Below are 22,703 nucleotides of genomic sequence, written 5' to 3' on the forward strand. Positions count from 1 at the left end.
AGAAAAGTGTAGGGACGCCCCCCTGATGTATCCAGTGAATTATTTCTATTTTTATTATTCTGATTTGGCATAATCAGAAAAAGCGCGCGCACTGCACCGCCGCGGTGCGCGCGCCGGTCGCCTGGAGAACCGCGGTGGAACTGCGTGCATTGAAATATTTCGCCGAAGTGGTGCGTCAGGGCAGCTTCACCGCCGCCGCCGATGCACTATTCGTGACCCAGCCCACCGTCAGCAAAATGGTGCGGGTGCTGGAGGAAGAACTGGGCGCGCCGTTGTTGGCGCGCGACGACGACCGGCGCAAGCGCAGCGTCACCCCCACCGACGCCGGCCGCCTGGTCTATGCGCGCGCGCAGGAAATGCTGGCCGCGGAGACCCTGCTGCGCGACGACCTGGAGGCGCTGGGCGACCTGACGCGCGGCAGCCTGACCATCGGCCTGCCGCCGCTGGGCGCCTCGCTGGTGGCGCCGGCCATCGCCGCCTTCCACAAGCAGTGGCCGGGCGTCGAACTGAAGCTGCTGGAATCGGGCGCGCGCGCCGTGGAGCGGGCGCTGCGCGAAGGGGAGCTGGACGTCGGCATCTGCATGGCGCCCATCTCCGACGACATGGAAGGCATCCCCATCTGCGACTATCCGCTGCACCTGCTGGCGCCGCGCGAGGCGCGCTGGCAGGGGCGCCGGGAGGTGCGCCTGGCCGAGCTGGCGGAGGAGGCCTTTCTGCTTTACGGGGAAACCTTCCAGCTCAACGAGATCATCGACCAGGCCTGCCGCGGGGCGGGCTTCACCCCGCGCCTGGCTTGCCGCAGCAGCCAGTGGGACCTGATCGTGACCCTGGTGGAATGCGGCATGGGCATCGCATTGCTGCCGGCCCACTATGGCGAGCGCCTGGACCGGCGCCGCTTCGTGTCGATTCCCATCGCCCAGCCGGAAATCCGCTGGCAACTGGTGGCCAGTTGGCGCCGCAACGCCCAGCTCTCGCGCGCGGCCCGCGCCTGGGTCGAGGCGACGCGGGCTTTCTTCGGCGCCGATCCGGCGCGGGTCCGCGCGCCCGGTGCGCCCGGCATGTCCGCCGTCAGCGGCCGCCCGACACGTCCAGGAAAGCCCCGGTCGAGTACGTCGCTTCCTCGGAAAAAAACCACATGATGGCGCCGGCCACTTCCTCGGCCGTGCCGCCGCGCCGCAAGGGCACCATGTGCTTGACGCGGTCCACGCGGCCGGGCTCGCCGCCGCTGGCGTGGATGTCGGTGTCGATGATGCCGGGACGCACCGCGTTCACGCGGATGCCCTCGTCGGCGACTTCCTTGGACAAGCCTATGGTCAGCGTATCCAGGGCGCCCTTGGACGCGGCGTAGTCGATGTATTCGTTGGGCGAGCCCAGCCGCGACGCCGCCGAGGACACGTTGACGATCACGCCGCCCGCGCCGCCCAGGCTGATCGACATGCGGCGCACGGCCTCGCGGCAACAGATGAAGGGGCCGACCACGTTGACGTCCAGGATGCGGCGCAGGCGTGCGGCGGTCATGTCGCGCACCTTGGCCTGCTGTTCGAGGATGCCGGCGTTGTTCACCAGGCCGTCGAGGCGGCCGTAGCGCTGCTGCACGGCGTCGAACAGGCCGACGATTTCGGCCTCCTGGCCCACGTCGGCGCAGAACGCCTCGGCCTGTCCGCCGGCGGCGCGTATGCGCGCGACCACGCCCAGCGCGGCCTGTTCGTTGCTCTTGTAGTTGACGCAGACGGCGTAGCCGCGGCGCGCCGCGAGCAGGGCCGTGGCGGCGCCGATGCCGCGGCTGGCGCCCGTGATCAGCAGGACTTTTTTCATCGCCGGGCCGCTCCCAAGATGAAAAGCGCCCCCTCGGGGGGCAGCAAGCGGCGCAGCCGCGCGGCGTGGGGGCCTTTGTTCATCGCCGGGCCGCTCCCAAGATGAAAAGCGCCCCCTCGGGGGGCAGCAAGCGGCGCAGCCGCGCGGCGTGGGGGCCTTTTTTCATGGTGGAGCCTTGTCTGTCGGAGAGCTGTCCAGAGTGTATGCCAGGACGGCGGCGCCGCCTTTGTCGCCGCGCGGGCGGGCCCGCCGTGTCTATGGCCCGCTCGCCGGCCAACCCTGCTGCCCGATCAACGGCACGAAACTGACCGCGCCCAGGTCCTCTTCGTCGAACGCATCGGCATCGACGCGGGTGATGCGCAGCAGGCGCTGGCCGTGGCGCCGTCCGCCGGCCGGCAGCACCAGCCGGCCGCCCACGGCGAGCTGTTCGCGCCAGGCCGCCGGCACGTCCGGCGCGCTGGCCGACGCCACGATCACGTCGTAAGGCGCGCCCGGCGGCCAGCCCAGGCTGCCGTCGGCGTGGTGGACGGCGACCTTCAGGTAGCCTTGCGCGCGCAGGTTGGCGGCCGCCACGCGGGCCAGTTCGTCCAGGCGTTCGACGGTGTCCAGGCCGCCGGCCAGTTCGGCGAGGACGGCGGCGGCATAGCCGCAGCCGGTGCCGATTTCCAGGACCCGGTCGCCGGGCCCGGGGTCGGCCGCCTGCGCCATCAGCGCCACCACATAAGGCTGGGAGATGGTCTGGCCGCCGGCAATGGGCAGCGGGCCGTCCTTGTAGGCGTCGTCGCGCAGGGATGCCGGCAGGAATGCCTCGCGCGCCACCTTGCCCATGGCCGCGAGCACGCGCGGATGCCGGATGCCGCGCGGGATCAGTTGATGCTCCACCATGTGCAAGCGCGCTTCGCTAGGTTGGGTCATGGCATGGCTCCTGTCTCTCTCAAAGCTGAGGCTCGGCCGCGACCGGGCCGGCACGGGATGTGCCTGGCCCCGACCCTGCACCAGTTCCGTGCAATCCTTGACCGGTCGTTGCCATGGCAGGGCAGCCTCCCTGGGAAGCAGCGCCCGGCGGAGTTTTCTGGTTACTTTTCCGACAGCGAAGTTCACCTATTTCGTTCTTTCTATGAGTAAGCTCGGGTTTACCCGATGAAACAAATGCAGGATGGCGCGGCTGGCGGGGCCTAGGGCGGACGCATGGGGCCGACGGCGCGCCGAAAGGCCGGCAAACGCGCGCAATCGCGCCGGTCCGGCAGCCATCCGGAATCGACACATCCGGAATCGACAATCAACGATAGCGCCGTATCGGCCGGCCGGGACAGTCCCGGCGGCAGGGCTGGCGAAGGAACCGGCGGCGCGCCTGGGAACAGGCCGCCGCGCGGCGGGGACGGCGAGACAGCCCCGGCCATATGGAGGTTCCGCGGTCCGCCGGCGTGCGGATCGGCGCTATCGAAGGCAGAAGCAGACCATGGCGGCGAATCCTTCCCCTTCATTACCCCCTCATTCCGGCGCCCGCGCGCCCGGCGCGGCCAAGGCCGCCCGGCCGCGCATGTGGGAGCTGGACGCGGTGCGCGGGCTGATGCTGGTGCTGATGCTCTCGACGCACCTGCCCACCAAGTTCGCCATCCCCGCTTCCCAGCCCTTCGGCTTCGTCTCGGCGGCCGAAGGCTTCGTCATGCTGTCGGCCTACATGGCCGGGCTGGTCTACACCCGGCGCTACATGCGCGACGGGCTCGCCGCCATGCACAAGGCCTTCCTGCGGCGGGCGCTGGTGGTGTATTCGTGCCAGGCGGCCTGCCTGCTCTTCCTTTTCACCCTCATCGCGGTGCTGGGCCTGACCATTCCGCAGCCCGACGTGCAGCACCTGATGTGGTACTACCTGCAGCAGCCGACCACCGCCTTCCTGTCCGCGCTGGCGCTCATCTACAACCCGCCGCTGCTGGATATCCTGCCCATCTACGTGATGTTCATGCTGCTCAGTCCGTGGGTGCTGTCCATCGGGCTGCGGCACGGCTGGCGCACCATCCTGACCATCAGCGGGCTGCTGTGGTTCGCCACGCAGTTCGGCCTGTCCAAATACCTCTACGGCTGGCTGGTCGACCTGACGGGGCTGCCGGTGCCGTTCAGCGAAACCGGCGCCTTCGAAACCTTCGGCTGGCAATTGCTGTGGATCTTCGGCCTGTGGCTGGGGGCCACGCATGCGCGCGTGCCGGCCGGGGAGCGGCGTCCTTTCTCGCGCATGGAGGTGGCCGGCGCGGCGCTGGTCGCCGGGACCTTCTTCATCTGGCGCCACCTGACGGGCCAGGCGCCCTTCGCCGACGGCGAGCCCATCAATTTCCTGTGGGACAAGTGGCACCTGGGGCCCATGCGCCTGCTGAATTTCTTCGCGCTGGTCGTCCTGGCCATGCACTACGACGACTGGATAAAGCGCCGCCTGCCGCGCGTGCCTTTCCTGGAAACCATGGGCCAGTCCTCGCTGTCGGTGTTTTGCGCGCACCTGGTGGTGGTGCTGCTGGCCCTGTGCGTGGTCGGGGTGGCGACGCCCGCGCGCTCCTCCTGGCTGGACGCGGCGCTGTACATCGGCAGCGTGATCCTGCTCTATGGCGTGGCGGTGATCATGCGTTCCGGCAAGGCCGCGGCGACGGCGCGCCAGCAGGCCAGGCCGGCTCCGGCCCTGGCGGGCGCGGGCGCCGGCAAGGGCTGCGTCAATCGAGGTGGGCGGTGATGAGGCGCTTCCACAGCGCGTAGCCGTCCGCGTTCAGGTGCAGCTTGTCCTCGCGGAACAGGGCCATGCGCGGTTGGCCCTTGTCATCCACCATGGATGAATAGACGTCGATGAAATCGGCGTTGGGGACCGTCAGCGTATAGGCCTTGATCAAGGCGTTGGCTTCCTGGATCTGCGGCATCAGCGAGGCGCGCAGCGGGCTGGGCTTGATCGAGATATAGGCGATGCGGGTCTTGGGCAGGTCCGCGCGCACCCCTTCGACGAACTTGCGGAAGCTCTGCAATACCTGCTGCGGCGTGCGGCCCTCGGCCAGGTCGTTGTCGCCCGCGTAGACCAGCACCAGGTGCGGCTTGTAGGGCGCGACCAGGGCGTGCAGGTGTTGCGTACAGTCCATCATGCGCGAGCCGCCGAAGCCGCGCTTGACCACCACCGGCAGGGAACTGAAGTCGCTCTCCAGGTTGCTCCACAGCCGGATGGACGAGCTGCCGACGAACAGCACGCCGCCCGGCTTGGGCGGATGTTCCTTGTCGGCGGCGGCGAAGGCGGCCAGGCTGGCGTCCCAGCGATTGTCCACCGCGGCCGCGGCGTTCTTGTCCAGGGATGCCGTCATCGCGGACGTGGTCGCCGGCGCGGCGGGCGCCAGGACCACGGGCGTGGCGGAGGGCATGGGCGTGGCGGCGGTCTGGGCGCGAGCGCCGGCGGCGAGGACCGACAGAAGACCGCACGTCAACGCGGCGAGGCGTAAAACGTTCATCGAAACCTGAATGGCTGGATAAGGCCGCGGGATGAACTTGCCTGGTCCGGGATCGGCTCCCCTTCGGAAGCAACGGAACCGGGGTCCGGTCAGCCGCCCCGCAAGCCCTGCCGGGCCGCGTCGCGCGCCGTACCGGGCGCGCGGCCTGCGCCCGGTTGCCGGAACCGCATCATGATGCGGCAAGTCCCGGAGAGGTTAAAGAAATAAATTGTGTATGCCCCCGCCGGGGGAGGGCTGTTGTTATTCCGGCACAAAACCAGCCCAATGTGACGAAAATTTTACGGCCGGGTCCGAACTTTGTAAGCTTCTCCACGGTTTGGGCGTTTTGTTCAAACAGGACGGCGTATCCGCCGCGAGGGCCCATGGCCGCGTCCCGGACGTTCCGGACACGGCGCCGCGGGCCGCGCCGGCGCGCCATGCAAGGGAGACGCGACGCAGATGCCGCGCTCCCGGGGAAATAAAGGTGTCGGACGATGCGTCCGCAAGAATCGAGTTTTTGGTGGTCAGTACAGGGCGAGTGGGTGGAGGAGCCCAATAACCGGCGCGGCGGCTTCAGCGGCGTCCAGCGGGTGATCGTGCCGGAGTCGGGCGCCTGTTATTACGTGAAGCGCCAGCGCAATCACCTTTTTCGCAGTGTCCGCTATCCGGCGGGGCGTCCCACGCTGCTGCGCGAATGGCAGAGCATGCGTTTCTGCCAGAGCATCGGGGTGCCCACGGCGCCGCTGGTCTTCTTCGACATGCAGAAGAGCAAGGAAGGCTGGGACTCGATCCTGGTCACGCGTGGCCTGAGCGGCTACGTCAGCCTGGACCAGGCCTACGCGGAAAAACTCTGGTCCCCCGAGCAGCGCGCGGCGGCCCTGCGTGCGGTCGCGGGGGCGCTGATCTCGCTGCATCGCGCGCGCCGCAAGCATGGCCATCTCTATCCGAAAGAGGTCTTCGTCGATTTCTCCCATTCGCAGCCTGCCGTGGCGATCGTCGACTGGGAACTCAGCCGTTACCGCCTGACCGCCGCGCAGGCCGCCCAGCCCGACGTGCGGCGCCTCCTGAAGTCCCTGCTCGGCCTGGGCATGACGCAGGACGAACTGCGCCTGTTCTTCGACGCCTACCGCGCCAGCGGCATCCACCTGCCGCCGATGCCGCAGTTGGCGCGGCGCTAGGCCGACGACACCAGGCCGACATCAGCCTGGTCCCGGGCCGGCCGTCCTCATTCCGCCTTGGGAAACAAGGCGATGAAGTCCAGCAGCTTCTCCCCCAGCAGGTTCACGTGGCCGCGCATGGCCGCGCCGGCGCCTTCCTCGTCGCCGGTGGCCAGCGCGCGCAGCACGGCCGCGTGCTCCGTCAGCGTATCGGCGCGGCGGCTGGGCTTTTGCGTGACCATCTTGCGATACAGGCCGATGCGGTTGCGCAGCGCGCGCGTCTGCTCGGCCAGGAAAGCGTTCTGCGAGGCCTCGTAGATCAGTTCGTGGAAACGCCGGTTGATCTCGTAGAACATCTCCACCTCGCCGGTGCCGGCCAGCGCCGCCAGTTCCTCCTGGTAGCGGCTTAGCTGCGCCAGTTGGGCCGCGTTGATGCGGCGCGCCGCCAGGCGCGCGCACAGGCCCTCCAGTTCCGCCATCACCTGGAACATCTCGATCAGGCGCGTGGCCGACAGCGCCACCACCAGGGCCGGCTGGCGCGTGCGGATCTGGATCAGGCCCGCCGACGCCAGATGGCGCAAGGCCTCGCGCACCGGCGTGCGCGAAACCTGGAAACGCGCTGCCAATTCCACTTCGTCCAGGCGCGCGCCCGGCGCCAGCGTGCCGGCGAGGATTTCGCTTTCCAGCGTCTGCTGGATCTGGGCGGAACGGCTGGCGCCAGGCTGCGCCGCGGCGGACGCGAAGGACGGAATGGAGGACACGGGAAGGCTCGTCATCGGGGTAGGCCCCTGCCTGGGGCGCGGTGTTCAAGAGGAGGCGGCACGGCCTGCCCGGGCGTGGTCGTGGGCGGCTTGCGCGGCGGAAGACGGCCTTGGCCCGTAGCGCGCCGGCACTGGCGCCGTCCGAGGCAGGCTCGCCGTCACCCGCATTGTACCTTTTAATGTATGCAAGATAAATGATCTTGTATGCACAAGAACGCGGCGTCCATGCACCACGTTACGCCCTGTGTTGGGGCAGGCGAAAGCCAATATCCATGCGGTCATGGGGAAAGCTGGTTGGCATGGATGTTGCGTTTGCTGAACCGGCAAGGATGGAGAGACGGCCCGGAATCCGGGCGGGAACCTTCTCTCCAGGCAATCCGGATTCAAATCTTGCATACATGGATCCGACCCTGAAACCACGTCGAGGATAGGCAGCAATGGATCTGGGTTTGAACGGCAAGTCGGCGCTGATCACCGGCGCTTCGAAGGGCATCGGCCTGGCGACGGCGCACAGCTTCGCGCGGGAAGGCGTGTCCCGGCTGCACCTGGCCGCGCGTTCGGCCGAAGGACTGGCCGCGGCCAAGGCGGCGCTGTCGGCGGAATACGGCGTGGAGGTGCAGACCCATGCCCTGGACCTCTCCGTCACCGCCAATGTCCTGGCGCTGGCGGAACGCTGCGGCGACGCCGACATCTTGGTCAACAACGCGGCCGATTCCACGCCGGGGCCCATGGACCAGTTGTCGGACCAGGCCTGGCGCGACAGCCTGGACATGAAGATTTTTTCCTACGTGACCCTGACCCGCGAAATCTACGCGCGGATGAAGGCGCGCGGCCAGGGCGTCATCGTCAACGACATCGGCAACTCGGGCGAGAACTGGGACGCCAACTACATCGTGGGCACCACCGGCAACGCCGCCATGATGGCCTTCACGCGCGGCGTGGGCGGCCGCAGCCTGGACGACGGCATCCGGGTGGTGGGCGTCAATCCGGGGCCGGTCGCCACCGACCGCATGGTCAAGCTGATGAAGCGGCGGGCGGTGGACTGGTACGGCGACGAAAGCCGCTGGGAGGAACTGTTCGACAAGTATCCCGCCAAGCGGCCGGCCAGCCCCGAGGAAGTGGCCGATCTCATCGTCTACCTGGCGTCCGAACGCGCGGCCTACATCACCGGCACCATCGTGACCATCGACGGCGGCATCGCCTCGCGCCGCTCCATCATTTGAAGGCCGGGAACGCCATGCGCAGCTTCGAACAACGCAACGCCTACTTCGACCGCCTCTGCAATACGCCGGGCCTGATGTGGCTGGGGCAGAACACCAACCACTTCGATCCGCATCCCGCCGTCATCGCCGCGGTGACCGAAGCCCTGGCGCGCGGCGACTATCACGCCTATGCGCCGCCGGCCGGCTTCGAAACGCTGCGCCGCCTGATCGTGGACGATGCCGGGGTGCCGCAGGCCTGCGCCTTCGTCACCGACGGCGCGGTCGAGGCGCTGTACAACGTCTGCCGCAACGTCTGCGAGCCGGGCAAGGATTTCGTCACCACCGATCCGAGCTGGGCGTGGCCGATGGCGTTCGCGCGCCATGCCGGCGCCAACGTCGTCGAATTGCCGATCTACGACGCCGCGCAAGGGTACAAGCTGACGGCCGCGCAGTTGCGCGCCGCCGTGGGACCGGACACCGGCGTGATCTACCTGGTCGATCCCAACAACCCCCTGGGCACCTGCCACACCGAAGCGGAGATACGCGAAATCGCCGACATCGCGCGCTCGGTCGGCGCCTACCTGATCCACGACGCCACCTATTCGCAGTTCGCCGACGACTTCACGCCGGCCTTGCGCTTCTACCCGGAAAAGACGGTGATGACCTACAGCTTTTCCAAGTGGCTGGGGCTGGCCGGCATGCGGCTGGGCGCCGTCATCGCCGATGCCGACATCATCGAGCGGCTGGCCAGCGCGCCGCCCAACAACCTGGGCAGCAACGTGCTGTCGCAGCGCGCGGCCATCGCGGGATTGCAGACCAAGGCGGAATGGTTCCCCGAGGTCAAGCGGCGCTTGCGCCGCAACCAGGCCGCGCTGGCCGACGCGGTCGCGCGCGTGGACGGACTGCACCTGCCCGTCTACCCGTCGCAGGCCAATCTGCTGATCGTGGAGACCGGCGACGCGGGCGTGCGGCCGGAAGCGCTGGTGGCGGCCTACCAGGCCGAGGGCGTGATGATCCGCCAGGGCACGTACCACACCAAGCGCTTCGGCGACCGCTTCGTCAAGATCAGCCTGACCGTGCCCGAAGCCTGGGCCGACCGCTGCTGCGAGCTGCTGCCGGCCATGGTCGAGCGCGCGCGCAAGGCGCCGGCGCCGGCGGCCTTGTTCTAGCGTTTTTCCAGGGCGTTCTTCCGGGACGTTTGCGCCGGCTGCCCGGGGCGCGCCAGTCGCAGCGTCATGTTCGATTCGCAACGCCAGCAAGCCCGGCGGCATCCGGCAAGCCGCCAACGATACGAGGATACGAAAGCCATGCCCATCATCACCACGCGCGACGGCGTCAGGCTGCACTACGAGGAATGCGGCAGCGGCACGCCCATCCTGTTCGTGCACGAGTTCGGCGGAGACTGGCGTAGCTGGGAGCCGCAGATGCGGTACTTCGCGCGGCGCTACCGCTGCATCACCTATAGCGCGCGCGGCTATACGCCGTCGGACGTGCCGGCCGAGGTGGACCGCTATTCGCAGGAAATCGCCGTCGACGACATGGTCGACGTGCTGAACGGACTGGGCCTGGCGCGCGCGCACGTCGTGGGCTTGTCCATGGGCGGCTTCGCCACCCTGCATTTCGGCCTGCGCCACGCCGCGCGCGCCTTGTCGCTGGTGGTGGCCGGCGCGGGCTACGGCGCGGAGAAACAGTACGAGGACTATTTCCGCGGTGTCTCGCTGGAGGTGGCGCGCAAGTTCGAGGAAATGGGCGCGCCCGCGTTCTCCAGGATCTATTCGACGGCGGCGTCGCGCATTCCCTTCCAGCTCAAGGACCCGCGCGGCTGGGCGGAGTTCGCCGAGCAACTGGGCCAGCACGACGCCACCGGTTCGGCCAACACCATGCGCGGCGTGCAGGCGCGCCGGCCGTCGATCTACGACCTGGAGGACGAGCTCAAGCGCATGGCCGTGCCCACCCTGGTCGTCGTCGGCGACGAAGACGACCATTGCCTGCAACCGGGCATCTTCCTCAAGCGGACGGTGCCGGCCAGCGGCCTGCTGGTGCTGCCGAAAGCGGGGCACACCTTGAACATCGAGGAGCCGGGCCTGTTCAACCAGTTCGTCGGCGATTTCCTGGCGACGGTGGAGCAGGGCAAGTGGCTGCCGCGCGATCCCCGGTCCGCGCCGGCCGAGATCATGAAGACCCAATGAAGTGACGACCTTCTGCACAGGAACCTCGACCGCCCCATGAATGCCTTGCCTTCCCGTCTGGTCAGCCAGGAGCGCCTGATGCGCCGCCTGATGGCGATGGCCCGTATCGGCGCCACCGCGTCGGGCGGCGTCGATCGCGCGGCGCTGTCGGCCGAGGACGCGGCGGCGCAGGCCCTGCTGGCCGAGTGGGGCGCGGCCCTGGGCCTGGAGGCCACGCGCGACGCCGCCGGCAACTTCTTCCTGCGCTGGGAAGCCGGCGCGGGCGCGCCGCTGCTGTCGGGCTCGCACCTGGACAGCCAGCCCACCGGCGGCCGCTACGACGGGGTCTACGGCGTGATCGCGGCGCTGGAAGCCGTGCAGGTCATGCGGGAAGCGGGGCTCGCGCCGCGCCGGCCGGTGGAGATCGTGGCGTGGATGAACGAAGAAGGTTCGCGCTTCGCGCCGGGCATGATGGGGTCGGCCGTGTACGGCGGCGCCCGTGCGCTGGCCGAGATCCTGCCCGCGCGGGACGCGGCCGGCGTTTCGGTCCAGCACGCGCTGGCGGCCACCGCCGCCGCCTTGCCGGGCATCGCGGCGAGGCCGCTGGGCGGGCCGCCCTATGCCTACATCGAGGCGCATATCGAGCAGGGACCGGAGCTGGAGCGGGCGCATTGTCCCGTCGGCATCGTCAGCGGCATACAAGGCAAGCATACGTTTCGCGTGACCGTGCAGGGGGAGGCCGCGCATGCCGGCACCTCGGCGCGCGCCGAGCGGCGCGACGCGCTGCTGGCGGCCACCGCCATGGTGCAGGCCCTGGCGCGTGCGCTGCACGACGAGGCCGATATCGTGAAGTTCACGGTCGGCCGCTTCGACGTGACGCCCAGCGCGCCGTCGGTGGTGGCCAGCCGGGTGGTGTTCTCCATCGACCTGCGCCATCCGGACAGCGCGGAACTGCGGCGCCTGTCGGCCCTGGTGGCGCCGGTGTGCGAGGCCGCGGCGGGTCCTTGCGCGGTCGAGGTGGCGCGGCTGTCCGCGGCCGACTCCCTGACCTTTCCGGAAGCCATGCGGGCGCGCCTGCGCCGCGCCGCCGACCGCCTGGGGCTGCCGCGCCGCGACCTGCTTTCCGCGGCGGGCCACGATGCGCGGTATCTGCATCCGGTCTGCCCGTCCGCCATGCTGTTCGTGCCCAGCCGCGACGGCATCACCCATAACGAGGCGGAGTTCACCGAACCCGCCGACCTGTACGCCGGGGCCCGCGTGCTCGCGGATGTCCTGGCCGAACTGGCCATGCTTGAGGAGCAGCCATGAGCGGCGCCCATATTCTCGACCTGGATCGGCAGCCGCGCGGCGCGTGGGCGCCGGCGCGCAAGGAGGAGCCCGGCGCGGGGGCCTTGCTGAGCCTGGACGGCATTTCCAAGACCTTCGGCGCGACGCAGGCGCTGTACAAGCTCGCCGTCGACATCGCGCCCGGCGAATTCGTCACCGTGGTCGGCCCCAGCGGCTGCGGCAAGAGCACCCTGTTCAACATCGTCGCCGGGCTGGAAGAGCCGGACGCCGGCGGCAGCGTGCGATTCCTCGGCAAGTCCTGCCGCGCGGCCGACCTGCTGGGCAAGGTGTCCTTCATGCCGCAGCGCGACCTGCTGCTGCCGTGGCGCACCGTGATCGACAACGCCATCCTGGCCGTGGAGCTGGAAGGCGCGCGGCGCGCCGACGCCCGCCGCGCGGCGCTGGAGATGCTGCCGGAGTTCGGCCTGGCCGGCTTCGAGAACCAGTATCCGCACCAGTTGTCCGGCGGCATGCGCCAGCGCGTGGCGTTGATGCGCACCTTCATGTTCAAGCGCGACCTGATGCTGCTGGACGAACCCTTCGGCGCGCTCGATGCGCTGACCCGCAGCATGATGCAGCGCTGGCTGCTGGACGTCTGGCAGAAGCACCGCCGCACCATCCTGTTCATCACGCACGACGTCGACGAGGCCGTCTTCCTGGGCGATCGCGTGCTGGTGATGGCGGCGCGTCCCGGCCGCGTCAAGCTGGAACAGAAAGTCGACCTGCCGCGCCCGCGCCGCGCCGACATCGTCACCGCGCCCGAGTTCATCGCGCTCAAGCGCACCCTGCTGGAAGCCATCGAGGAAGAAAGCATGAAGTCGTTTCGCGCCGGCGATGCGCCGGGAGGAGAGGCATGATGGGCACGAACGACACCGCTACCGCGTCCGCCGCGGCCTCCGCGGGCTGTCCCGCCGGCATGCCGCAGACCGAATGGGACGCGCGCGTGTCCCTGGCCGCGTGCTACCGCCTGGTCGCCGGCCTGAAGCTCGACGACCTGATCTACAACCACATCTCCCTGCGCGTGCCGGGCACGCACGACCAGTTCCTCATCAACCCCTACGGCATGTTGTTCGAGGAGATCACCGCGTCGAGCCTGGTCCGCATCGACTTGCAGGGGCGCAAGCTCAGCGACAGCCCCTACGACGTGAACGCCGCCGCCTTCGTCATCCATGGCGCCATCCACCAGGGCAAGCGCGACGCGGCCTGCGTGCTGCATACCCATTCGGACGCCAGCATCGCCGTCTCGGCGCAGCGGGAGGGCTTGCTGCCGCTGTCGCAGTTCGCCATGCGCTTCTATCGCCGCCAGGCTTTCCACGACTACGAGGGCGTGGCCATCGACATGGACGAACAGGCGCGCCTGGTCGCCGATCTGGGCGAGCACCGCGTCATGCTGATGCGCAACCACGGCGTGCTGACCCTGGGCCGCACGCCGGGCGAGGCCTTCATGCTGCTGTATTACTTCGAGCGCGCCGCGCGCATCCAGTTGGCCATGCAGGCCGCCGCCGCGGGCGGCGCCGGTCCCATCCTGCGGCCCGGCGACGACGTCTGCGAGAAAGCGGCGCGCCAGTTCTGGGAGCAGAAGGGCGACATCCTGGTGGCCGGCGAGCGGGAATGGCCCGGGCTGCTGCGCCAACTGGATCGCCTCGATCCTGGCTACAAGACCTGAACTCGTCTCTCCACGAATACCCGTCACGAATACCCGCTACCCACACCCGCCACGAACACCAGCCCAAGAAGGTGCACCATGCTCAAGACCCACCCCCTGCATCCCGGTTTCGGCATCGAAGTGCTGGACCTGGATCTCGCCGATCCCGCCAGCGACGCGGCGGTCGATCAACTGGTCCGGGACCTGGACCGGCACTCGCTGATCCTGGTGCGCGGCCAGGCGTTGAGCAACCAGCGGCACGTCGAGATCAGCCGGCGCTTCGGCTCGCTGATGACCCATGTCCTGAAGCAGTTCCTCACCACGGGCCTGCCGGAAATCTACGTCCTGTCCAACGTCTCGGAAAACGGCAAGCCCATCGGCAATCACAAGGAAGGCTGGAACTGGCATTCGGACCTGTCCTACGTCGCCGAGCCCAGCATGGGATCGCTGCTGTACTCGGTGGAGGTGCCGCCCGAGGGCGCCGACACCCTGTTCGCCAGCATGCACCTGGCGTACGAGGCGCTGCCGTCCGAGACGCAGGCGCGCATCCGCAAGCTGACCGCCACGCATTCGTACGCCGGCTACTACGGCAAGGCCTTCGCCGACCGCGCGCCGCTGACCGACGAGCAGAAGGCGCGCACGCCGGACGTGGTGCATCCCGTGGTGCGCACGCATCCCGTGACGGGGCGGCTGTCCCTGTATGTCGGCGAGGACATCGTCAAGCAGATCGACGGCCTGCCGCCCGCGGAAAGCGCGGCCCTGCTGGCGGCGCTGAACCAGCACGCCGTCAGCGACGCCTTCGTCTACCGGCACAAGTGGCGCCAGGGCGATCTCGTCATCTGGGACAACCGCTGCACCATGCATTGCGCCACGCCTTACGAGGACGACAAGTACCGCCGCGTCATGCACCGCACCACCGTGGCCGGCACGCGGCCGTTCTGATCCGGCTCGGCCACCCATCCGCGGCGGACGTATCGCGCGGGCAATCGCACGCAAACCGCACGAAAACCGTACGCAATCGCACGCAATCCACTCACGACAAGGGGAAGCAAAAATGACCGTTATCCGCACTAAACGACGCCTGCTGGCCCTGGCGGCCTGGGCCGCCACCTTCGGCGCGGCAGCGGCCATGCTGCCCGCGCCCGCCATGGCCAAGGACCTGGTCAAGGCGACGCTGCGGCTGAAGTGGCTGCCGCAGACGCAGTTCGCCGGCTTCTACTACGCGCTGGCGCAGGGCTACTACAAGGACGAGGGCATCGATCTCACCATCAACCCGGGCGGCCCCAATCTGCTGACGGAGAACCTGGTGGCCACCGGCGCCGACACCTTCGGCCTGTCCGGCGGCACCGACAGCGTGCTGGCGGCCATCGACAAGGGCATGCCCATCGTGTCGGTGGGCGTGGCGCACCAGGTCACGCCTTTCGTCTTCGTGGCGCGCAAGGACGGCCCGGTCAAGACGCTGGAGGACTTCCAGGGCAAGAAGGTGACGGCCTGGTTCACCGGCGCCAACTACGTGCTGTTCGGCATGCTGGCCAACAAGGGCATAGACCGCGCCAAGGTGGACATCCAGCCGCAGCAGGTCAGCGTCACGCCCTTCGTCAACGGCGACGTCGACGTCATCACCGCCACCTGGTACAACGAGCTCTACACCATCCGCCAGCGGGTGGGCGAAGACAAGCTGCGCCTGTTCAAGGCCGAGGACTACGGCATCACCTTCCCGCGCGACACGCTCATCGTGTCGCGCAAGACGGCGCAGGAGCAGCCCGAGCTGGTCAAGGCCTTCCTGCGGGCCTCCATCCGCGGCTGGCGCGAGGCCATGAAGCATCCCAAGGAAGCGGTCGACACGGTGATGAAGGTGGCGCCGACCCTGGATCGCACGCACCAGGAATTCATGCTGACCGAGGCCTACCGCCTGATGACGGAAGGCAAGGCCAAGACCGACGGCCTGTTCTGGATCGACCCGGCCGCCGTCCAGGCCGCCGAGGATTTCCTGGTCAAGAACGGCGTGATCAGCAAGCCCGTCGACGTGGCGCAGGCCTTCGACGCCAGCTTCCTGAAGGCCATTCCCCTGGCCGACCGCCTGCCATGACGAAGCGTCCGCGCGCGTTTTCCTTCGGCGGCGGCGCCGGCGCGGCCATCCTGCGCGGGGTCGCGACCGTCGTCGTCATCGGCCTGGCGTGGGAAGCCGTGGTGGTGGGCGCCGGCATCAAGCCCTATTACCTGCCGCGCCTGTCGGCCATCCTCGGCGCCATCGCGGCGCTGCCGGATGCCTACCTGGCGGGCTTCCTGAGGACCTTGTCGGAAACGCTGCTGGGCTACGCCGCCGGCGCGCTGGTGGGCGTGCTGAACGGCGTGCTGTTCCACCGCTCGCGCCTGCTGCGAGAGACGGTCTTCCCCTTGTTCGTCATTTCGCAGACCATCCCCGTCATCGCCTTCGGCGCGGTCGTGGTGCTGTGGTTCGGCAACACCATCCTGGCCAAGGCCTTGATCGCCTTCTACCTCACTTTCTTTCCGGTGACGGTCAATACGCTGAACGGGCTGGAGGCCGTGGACAAGCGCCAGGTGGATCTGCTGCGCAGCTTCGGCGCCACGCGGCGGCAGTTGCTGTTCCGGCTGCAGTTGCCGGCGGCGCTGCCGCAGATCTTCGTTGCCCTGCGCCTGGCCTGCACCTTGAGCCTGCTGGGCGCCATCGCCGGCGAATGGTTCGGCGACACCACCGGGCTGGGCGTGCTGCTGCTGCAAGCCATGTACAACGAGCAATTCGTGGCCTTGTGGGCGGCGATCCTGATGGCGGGCCTGTTGGGCACCTCGTTCTACGGCCTGGTGGCCTGGGCCGAGCACAAGGCCGTGTTCTGGAGGAGCGAGCTGTGAAGACGCTGTCCTTCCCCCCGTTTTCCGTCTCCGCCTTGCCCTGGCCCTCGCGGGCGGCGCGGCGCGCGGCCCTGGGCCTGCTGGGCGTGTTCGTGCTGTGGGAGGCCGTGGCGCGGGGCCTGGACCTGCCCGCCTACGTGCTGCCCAGCGTCACGCGCATCCTGCAGGCCATCGCGCAGCAGCACGCGTTGCTCCTGAAGGCGGCCGCCATCACGGCGATGGAAGCCGCCGCGGGTTTCGCCATCGGGTCGCTGGCGGGCCTGTTCCTGGCCATCGTCCTGACCATGCTGCCGGCGGTGCGGCGCAGCGTGCTGCCCGTCGCCACGGCGCTGAATTCGGTGCCGGTAGTGGCTTATGCGCCGCTCATCCTGCTGTGGTTCGGCATGGGGCCGGAAAGCAAGATCGTCATGGTGGCGCTGGCGGTGGGATTCACTGTTTTCCTGCACGCGCTGGCGGGGCTGGACCGGGTGGATCCGCGCGCGGTCGACCTCATGCGCAGCTTCGGCGCGGATCGCGCGGCCATCCTGTGGCGCCTGCGCGTGCCGGCGGCCATCCCCCTGACGGCGGCGGGGATGCGGGTGTCGACGGTGCGCGCCATGATCGTCGCCATCGTCACGGAAATGCTGGGCGCCACGGGCGGCCTGGGATGGACGATATTCCAGGGCGTGCTGCAGATCGATTTCGTCCAGGTCTGGGCCGCCATCTTCGTCGCTTCCGCCATCAGCCTGCTGTTCTTCGGGGCGGTGAATCTATTGGAGAAGCGGTATGTGTTCTGGAAATGAAGCGTCCGAAGCGCTGTCCGCTGGGGCGTCGAACGAGGCGTTGAACGGGACGTCCGGCGGGGTGTCGAACGAGACGTCCGCTGTGGCGTCCATGGCGGCGCTGCCGCCGGGGCGGGCCGCCGCGCCGGCGGGCGCGGCGCAGGCGCGGGCGCGCTATTTCAATTCCGCCAATGCCTTCAACATTCACCTGGACCCGGTGCCGGCGCGCATCTTCACCGAGCCGGCCGCCGCCGCCCTGGCGGACGAAGGCGCGGCGGGCCCCTCCGCGACCGCCTTCTTCGCCTGCGACCAATCCGCGCAACTGGGATGCCCCTGGCCCGCCACCACGCCCTTCATGCTGGCCCGCTATGCGCGCATCGCCCCGGGCGCCAGCCTGGACGCCGATTTCGCGGCCAGCGGCTCGATCTGGTACGTGATCGCGGGCCGCGGCCAGGCGCGGCATACCGGCGGCGCCGAGGTCCTGGATTGGGCAAGCGGCGACGTCTTCTACCTGCCGGCCGGCGCCGCCACGCTGCGCGCCGAGGGGCCGCGGTCGGCCGTCTTGTGGCTGGTCACGGACGAGCCCCTGCTGGCCTACCACGGCCTGCGCGCCGCGCGGCCCGGCGACGCGCCGGTGCATTTCAAGTCCGGGGATATCGCCGCGGAAATCGATCGCATCCATGGCAGCGTGCCGGACGCCGGCACGTCGGGGCTGGCGGTCGTGTTCTCCAGCGAGGCCATGCAGGCGCGGCGCAACCTGATGCCGGCGCTGACGCTGTCCCTGAACACCTTGCCGCCGGGCTGCGCGCAAGCGCCGCACCGGCACAACTCGGCGGCCCTGACCCTCATCGTCGCGGGCGAGGCTTGCCATTCGCGTGTCGACGGGCAGGACTGCCCGTGGTCCGACTGGGCGACGCTGGTCACCCCCGCCGGCGCGCCGCATTCCCATCACAATAACGGCCCGCGCCGCGCGGATTTCCTCATCGTCCAGGACGGCGGCCTGTATTACGAAGCCCGCACCATGGGGTTCGCGTTCCTGGACGATAGCGCCCGGGACTAGGGGCGTGTCCCGGAAGTTTTCGCCCTCTATTCGCTCCGTCGATAGCGTGCGTCCGGGCCGATCCCGTGATGGGTCACGCGTTTTCCGTCCGCGCCCATGTACACGTACAGCGCCATGTGCCAGTGCTGGTCCTGCAGGTAGTAGTAGGTCCAGACCACTTCGCGCATCTCGCCCAGGCCGGCGGTTCCTATGTTCGCCGGCGGGCCGAACACGCAGCGCACCTGGCCGGGCGTCCAGCCGGGCTCGATGTCGCCGAAGAGTTCCGGGTTCAGCACCTGCGCCACGCTGACCAGGCGGCCGTCGGCGCCGATGTAGGCGGCCCAGGCCGTGCTGCCCTCCGGCTGCTGGGACCAGACGACGCGCTGGCCGCCGTCCGGCCCCGGGCATTGCGCCCCGGGCGGGCCGTATCGTTTTTCCATGTCGGACAACAGGGTGCCCGGCTTGGCGCTGCCCGGATCGGCGCAGCCGGCCAGCGCGGCCAGCAGGACCAGCGCGCCGGCGCGCAAGACGGAGAGGGGAATGGCAGGGGCAGGCATGATGGCGCTCCGGAAACCGCGCCGGAAGGGGCGCGGGAAATCCATCTAGCGTACACCTTCCGGCGGGCGTGTTGCCGGTGCGCGGCACTCGGCGCCTGGCGCCCGATCCTGCCTTGCAGGGGCCCGCGCCACGGCTTCGGCGCGAGACGCCCGCGGGCGTCTCGCTCCCATCACGGCTGGATGGACGTTGCCCCCGAAGCGATCTGCAGCGCCCGCGCCAGCGACGCGCGGATCATCTCGCCGTGGCCGAACTGGGGGAAGGTCTCGTAGGTGGCCTGGGCGGACGCGGCGCGCAGCTTCTCCGCCATTTCCGCCACGATGGCGCGCGGATCGGCGCGCTTGCCGTCCTGCCCCGCGGGCGGCCGCGCGCCGGGCGGTCCGTTCATCGCGCCGGCCGGGCCGTTGATCGCCCCGGGCCGCACGTTGGGATTCATCCGGCCGTCCGTGCGCGGCTTCGTGCCCACCAGGATGGCGACGCGCAGTCCGGCGGCGCGCGCCGGATCGAAGGCGCGCCATTCCCGCACCAGGGCGCCGTCGTTCCACCAGGCGGAGGGATCGCCGACGATATAGGCGCCGAAGGCGCGCGGCTGCGTGTACAGCACGTGCAGCGCGAAGAGGCCGCCATAGGAGTGGCCCCACAGCATCTCTCGCTTGGTATCGATGCGGGCGCGCGACCGCGCCAGGGGACGCACCTGCGTGTCGATGAAGCGGAGGAAGACGTCGGCGCCGCCGCCCTCGCGCCCGCGATCCAGCGGTATGGGAATCTCGCGTCCCTGCGCGTCGCGCACCGCCGGCGTGTAGTCGTAGGCACGCGACACCACGTCGTTGCGGGTGGCGATGTCGTAGCCTATGGCCACCAGCACCGGCGGATGCGCCTTGCCCATGGCCTGCATGTCGGCGTCGGTCAGCGTGGCCATGGCCGCGTTGCCGTCGAGCATGTACAGCGCCGTGTAGCCGCCCGCCGGCGCGGCCTGCTTGGGAATGGCGATCTCGATGCGGTAATGGCGCTTGCCGTCGGCCGAGTCCAGCCGGTGCTTCTCGAACCGGTAGTAGGCCGACTCGCGGTCCGCCACCGTCGGCCCCACGGGCTGGTCCCACGGTCCGCGCACGACGGCGCCTTGCGGTCCCGCGTCCGGCGCTGCCACGGCCTGCACCGCCGCGACCGACAACGCCATGGCGGCGGCCAGCGCCGCAAGCGCGCGGCCGCCGCGCCGCGGCATCATGGATGAAATCCTGGACATGCAATCACTCCTTCATACGTTCAAAGCGCACGTGCCGCGCAGTCTAGCGCGGTGCGTGCCCGATAGCTCCCACGCGCGGTGCCGGCGCACCCCGTACCGCGCCCCGCCGTCACCACGCATAGTTGAGGTTCGCGGTCACCGAGCGGCGCGCGCCGTAATAGCAACTGGCCACGCCGGAGCAGCTCGCGAGATATTCCTTGTCCGCCAGGTTGGTGGCGTTCAGGGAGAAGCGCAAGCCCTTGAGCGAGGGATTGATTTCCCCCAGGTCATAGCGGATGGCCGCGTCCCACAGCGTCACCGCCTCCATGTGATAGGCATTGGCGGTGTCGCCGTAGACCCCGCTGGTGTGGCGCATGCCGGCGCCCACGCTCACTCCGGGCAGGATGTCGCGGGGCAGCTTGTAGTCCAGCCACAGATTGACGGTGCGCTTGGGCACGCGCGGCAACTGGTTGCCCAGGTCCGTGGTGTTGCTCTTGGTGACCCGGCTGTCCATCAGGGTGCCCGACGCGATCAACGTCCACTGGTCCGTCAGCGCCATGTTGCCTTCCAGCTCCAGCCCGCGCACGCGTGCCTCGCCGGTCTGCACGTAGCACTGGCTGCCGTCGCACAGGTGGGTGGGATCCGGGTCCGGCGTCTGCACGTTCTGCTGGCGGATTTCGTAGACGGATAGCGTCACCATGCTGCGGCTGCCGGTGGGCTGGAACTTGAGGCCCGCCTCGATCTGCTTGCCCTTGGTGGGCTTGAAGGGCGTGCCGCCGTAGCCGGTGCCGTTGACCGGCTCGAACGACGTGGCATAGCTGACATAGGGCGCGAAGCCGTTATCGAACAGATAGACCAGGCCCGCGCGCCAGGTCGTCGCTTCATCGGTGTAGTGCGTCTTCGCGCCGGTGCTGCGGACCAGGGAGTTGTCCTCCGACCAGTCGTGGCGCAGGCCGAAGGTGGCGGTCCAGCGGTCCCAGCGCAACTGGTCCTGCGTATACAGGCCGGTCTGGTTGCTATCGCTGCGGCGCGACGGCGTCATCTTGCCGATGGTCACGGGGCCGCCGTACACGGGATCGAAGACGTCCAGCGTGCCGGCCTTGCCGCTGGCCGAGGCCACGCGTATGGTCTGCGTGCGGTAGTCGACCCCGGTGAGCAGCGTGTTGCGCACCGGACCCAGGTCGAAGTCGTACTGCACGTTGTTGTCCATCGTGAATCCTTCGGAACGGATTTCGTTGGACGAGGCGCTGCGCGCCAGCGTGCGGCCGTCGGACATCAGGTCGCCGGAGCGCGAGACCCCGGCGTTGTCGGTGTCCACGCGCATGTAGCGCAGCTTCTGGTTGAATTTCACGCTGTCGGAGAAGGCATGGCTGAATTCGTAGCCGATGGACGACTGCGTGCGGTCGTAGCGGTTGAACGCCGGTTCGCCGAGAAAGCGGTTGGAGCCGAAGTGGCCGTACTGCGTGCTGTAGTAGGTGCCGTGCGCCGGCAGGAACTGGTAGGTGCTGCCGCCGCGGTCCTGCTGGTAGTTGGCCAGCAGCGTCAACTGGGTGCGCCACGAGGGCCGCCACGTCAGGCTGGGCGCGATCATGACGCGGTTGAGGTCGACGTGGTCGACCTGGGTATTGCTGTGATAGGCGGTGCCGACGACGCGGTACAGCCACTTGCCTTCTTCGTCCAGCGGACCGCTGACGTCGCCGTTGAAGCGCGCCAGCCCGTTGTTGTCGGTCGATACGCCCACTTCGCCGCGCGCATAGTCGGTGGGGTGCTTGCTGACGACGTTGATCAGGCCGCCCGGCGCGATCTGGCCGTACAGCACGGACGACGGGCCGCGCAGCACCTCGACCCGCTCCAGGCCGTAGCCGTCGAACTGCGTGGCCGAGGCGGTGGCGCCGCTGCTGCTGCCGGGCGGGCGCAGGCCGTCCAGGTAGAGGTTGTTGGCGAAGCTGCCGGTGCGAAAGCCCCGCACGGAGATTTCGTCGACGCGGCTGTCCACGCCGTAGCCGCCGATGTTCACCCCCGCGCTGTAGCGCAGGGCGTCGGCGGAGTTGGTGGCGCCGAGCAGGTCCATCATTTCGCGGTTGACCACGGAGATCGATTGCGGCGTTTCCAGCAGCGGCGTGTCGGTCTTGGTGCCGGCCTTGCTGTCCAGCGAGATCGTGCCGATTTCCCGCATGCGCTCGGCCGACACCGCGACGGAGGGCAGGGTGGCGACGCCGCCGGACGACGGCGGCGCCGGTTCCAGCCGATAGCCTTCGCCGTTCGGGTTGGGGCGGGCGCGCAGGCCGCTGCCGGCCAGCAGGCGGTTCAGTCCGTCCTCGACCGGATAGCGGCCGTCCAGCGCCGGCGCCTGATGGTCGCCGGCCGCTCCGGGCGCGCCGATGATGGTGACGCCGGCCTGCTGGCCGAAGCGCAGCAAGGCTTCCCGCAAGGGCAGGGCGGGCAACTGGATGCGCACGGTGCGGCCGGCGGTATCGGCGGGCTGGCCTGGCGCGGGCGTTGACGGCGGGGCTGACGGTTGCGCGGACGTCTGGGCATCGGCATCGGCGGCCAGCAGGACGGCCGGCGCGCCGATGAAGCCGCTGAAGGCCAGGGTCAGGGCCAGGCCGAGAGGACGTCGGCGCGCGGCGCCGCGCCGGCGGGAAACGGGAAAGGAGAACATGGCGATCTTCGTTGGGAATGGGGCCTGGGGGGCAGGCCTACACCCGGTCATGACGAAGGCGCCGCGGCAA

The 22,703-nt window shown here is 69.2% G+C and carries 21 protein-coding genes; 14 read left to right on the forward strand and 7 right to left on the reverse strand.

Annotation, left to right across the window (positions count from 1 at the left end):
- The first annotated feature begins 134 nt into the window (after positions 1-134).
- A complete protein-coding gene (locus CAL29_RS04505) occupies positions 135-1,139 on the forward strand; it encodes a LysR family transcriptional regulator (RefSeq protein ID WP_094851762.1) in 1,005 nt (334 codons plus the stop codon).
- Here the strand turns inward: CAL29_RS04505 and CAL29_RS04510 are convergent.
- Both CAL29_RS04510 and CAL29_RS04515 read right to left on the reverse strand, forming a co-directional pair.
- Positions 1,069-1,815 (reverse strand): SDR family oxidoreductase, encoded by a 747-nt coding sequence (locus CAL29_RS04510; RefSeq protein ID WP_094851763.1) that lies wholly within the window; start codon positions 1,813-1,815, stop codon positions 1,069-1,071. The two genes, CAL29_RS04505 and CAL29_RS04510, sit on opposite strands and share 71 nt — an antisense overlap.
- Before the next feature lie 255 nt (positions 1,816-2,070).
- A complete protein-coding gene (locus CAL29_RS04515; protein WP_094851764.1) occupies positions 2,071-2,730 on the reverse strand; it encodes a protein-L-isoaspartate(D-aspartate) O-methyltransferase in 660 nt (219 codons plus the stop codon).
- A gap of 544 nt (positions 2,731-3,274) precedes the next feature.
- Here CAL29_RS04515 and opgC point away from each other — a divergent pair.
- A complete protein-coding gene (gene opgC / locus CAL29_RS04520; protein ID WP_094851765.1) occupies positions 3,275-4,531 on the forward strand; it encodes an OpgC domain-containing protein in 1,257 nt (418 codons plus the stop codon).
- On the opposite strand, the gene CAL29_RS04525 is transcribed toward opgC, so the two are convergent.
- Positions 4,512-5,285 carry an SGNH/GDSL hydrolase family protein gene (locus CAL29_RS04525; protein WP_256977189.1) on the reverse strand — a complete coding sequence of 258 codons (774 nt, stop codon included), beginning with the start codon at positions 5,283-5,285 and terminating at the stop codon, positions 4,512-4,514. The two genes, opgC and CAL29_RS04525, sit on opposite strands and share 20 nt — an antisense overlap.
- Before the next feature lie 473 nt (positions 5,286-5,758).
- Here CAL29_RS04525 and CAL29_RS04530 point away from each other — a divergent pair, with 473 nt between their 5' ends.
- The gene (locus tag CAL29_RS04530) at positions 5,759-6,442 is read left to right on the forward strand and encodes a lipopolysaccharide kinase InaA family protein (RefSeq protein ID WP_094851766.1); all 684 of its coding nucleotides are present in this window, start codon (positions 5,759-5,761) and stop codon (positions 6,440-6,442) included.
- Between the two features lie 47 nt (positions 6,443-6,489).
- On the opposite strand, the gene CAL29_RS04535 is transcribed toward CAL29_RS04530, so the two are convergent.
- The gene (locus CAL29_RS04535; RefSeq protein ID WP_094851767.1) at positions 6,490-7,197 is read right to left on the reverse strand and encodes a GntR family transcriptional regulator; all 708 of its coding nucleotides are present in this window, start codon (positions 7,195-7,197) and stop codon (positions 6,490-6,492) included.
- Between the two features lie 422 nt (positions 7,198-7,619).
- Between CAL29_RS04535 and CAL29_RS04540 the strand changes: the two genes are divergently transcribed.
- The 11 genes from CAL29_RS04540 (at position 7,620) to CAL29_RS04590 (ending at position 18,215) form a co-directional block, all read left to right on the forward strand.
- Complete coding sequence (locus tag CAL29_RS04540; protein WP_094851768.1) at positions 7,620-8,405, forward strand: SDR family oxidoreductase; 786 nt, start codon at positions 7,620-7,622, stop codon at positions 8,403-8,405.
- A gap of 14 nt (positions 8,406-8,419) precedes the next feature.
- A complete protein-coding gene (locus CAL29_RS04545) occupies positions 8,420-9,553 on the forward strand; it encodes a pyridoxal phosphate-dependent aminotransferase (RefSeq protein WP_094852711.1) in 1,134 nt (377 codons plus the stop codon).
- Positions 9,554-9,691: 138 nt separating this feature from the next.
- Positions 9,692-10,573, forward strand: a complete 882-nt coding sequence (locus CAL29_RS04550; RefSeq protein WP_094851769.1) for an alpha/beta fold hydrolase — start codon at positions 9,692-9,694, stop codon at positions 10,571-10,573.
- 36 nt (positions 10,574-10,609) lie between these two features.
- Entirely contained in the window at positions 10,610-11,860 is a 1,251-nt protein-coding gene (locus tag CAL29_RS04555; RefSeq protein ID WP_094851770.1) for a hydantoinase/carbamoylase family amidase, read from the forward strand.
- Positions 11,857-12,735 (forward strand): ABC transporter ATP-binding protein, encoded by an 879-nt coding sequence (locus CAL29_RS04560; RefSeq protein ID WP_094851771.1) that lies wholly within the window; start codon positions 11,857-11,859, stop codon positions 12,733-12,735. The genes CAL29_RS04555 and CAL29_RS04560 overlap by 4 nt, the downstream gene beginning before the upstream one ends.
- Entirely contained in the window at positions 12,735-13,544 is an 810-nt protein-coding gene (locus tag CAL29_RS04565) for a class II aldolase/adducin family protein (RefSeq protein ID WP_094851772.1), read from the forward strand. The genes CAL29_RS04560 and CAL29_RS04565 overlap by 1 nt, the downstream gene beginning before the upstream one ends.
- Positions 13,545-13,622: 78 nt before the next feature.
- Positions 13,623-14,465, forward strand: coding sequence for a TauD/TfdA dioxygenase family protein (locus CAL29_RS04570; protein WP_094851773.1), 843 nt, complete (start codon positions 13,623-13,625; stop codon positions 14,463-14,465).
- A gap of 112 nt (positions 14,466-14,577) precedes the next feature.
- Positions 14,578-15,612 carry an ABC transporter substrate-binding protein gene (locus tag CAL29_RS04575; protein ID WP_218831804.1) on the forward strand — a complete coding sequence of 345 codons (1,035 nt, stop codon included), beginning with the start codon at positions 14,578-14,580 and terminating at the stop codon, positions 15,610-15,612.
- Positions 15,609-16,394: an ABC transporter permease gene (locus CAL29_RS04580; RefSeq protein ID WP_094851774.1), complete on the forward strand. Its 786-nt coding sequence runs from the start codon at positions 15,609-15,611 to the stop codon at positions 16,392-16,394. Before CAL29_RS04575 ends, CAL29_RS04580 begins: the two co-directional genes overlap by 4 nt.
- Positions 16,391-17,176 (forward strand): ABC transporter permease, encoded by a 786-nt coding sequence (locus CAL29_RS04585; protein ID WP_218831805.1) that lies wholly within the window; start codon positions 16,391-16,393, stop codon positions 17,174-17,176. The genes CAL29_RS04580 and CAL29_RS04585 overlap by 4 nt, the downstream gene beginning before the upstream one ends.
- Entirely contained in the window at positions 17,160-18,215 is a 1,056-nt protein-coding gene (locus CAL29_RS04590) for a cupin domain-containing protein (protein ID WP_094851775.1), read from the forward strand. Before CAL29_RS04585 ends, CAL29_RS04590 begins: the two co-directional genes overlap by 17 nt.
- A gap of 26 nt (positions 18,216-18,241) precedes the next feature.
- On the opposite strand, the gene CAL29_RS04595 is transcribed toward CAL29_RS04590, so the two are convergent.
- The 3 genes from CAL29_RS04595 to CAL29_RS04605 all read right to left on the reverse strand — a co-directional run bounded on the left by CAL29_RS04595 (position 18,242) and on the right by CAL29_RS04605 (position 22,633).
- The gene (locus CAL29_RS04595) at positions 18,242-18,751 is read right to left on the reverse strand and encodes a hypothetical protein (protein WP_094852714.1); all 510 of its coding nucleotides are present in this window, start codon (positions 18,749-18,751) and stop codon (positions 18,242-18,244) included.
- Positions 18,752-18,921: 170 nt separating this feature from the next.
- Positions 18,922-19,992 (reverse strand): alpha/beta hydrolase, encoded by a 1,071-nt coding sequence (locus CAL29_RS04600; RefSeq protein WP_256977190.1) that lies wholly within the window; start codon positions 19,990-19,992, stop codon positions 18,922-18,924.
- A 109-nt stretch (positions 19,993-20,101) separates the two neighbouring features.
- Positions 20,102-22,633 (reverse strand): TonB-dependent siderophore receptor, encoded by a 2,532-nt coding sequence (locus tag CAL29_RS04605; protein ID WP_179283904.1) that lies wholly within the window; start codon positions 22,631-22,633, stop codon positions 20,102-20,104.
- Positions 22,634-22,703: the final 70 nt, after the last annotated feature.

It is taken from the genome of Bordetella genomosp. 10 (genome assembly GCF_002261225.1).
Classification (GTDB): domain Bacteria; phylum Pseudomonadota; class Gammaproteobacteria; order Burkholderiales; family Burkholderiaceae_B; genus Bordetella_C.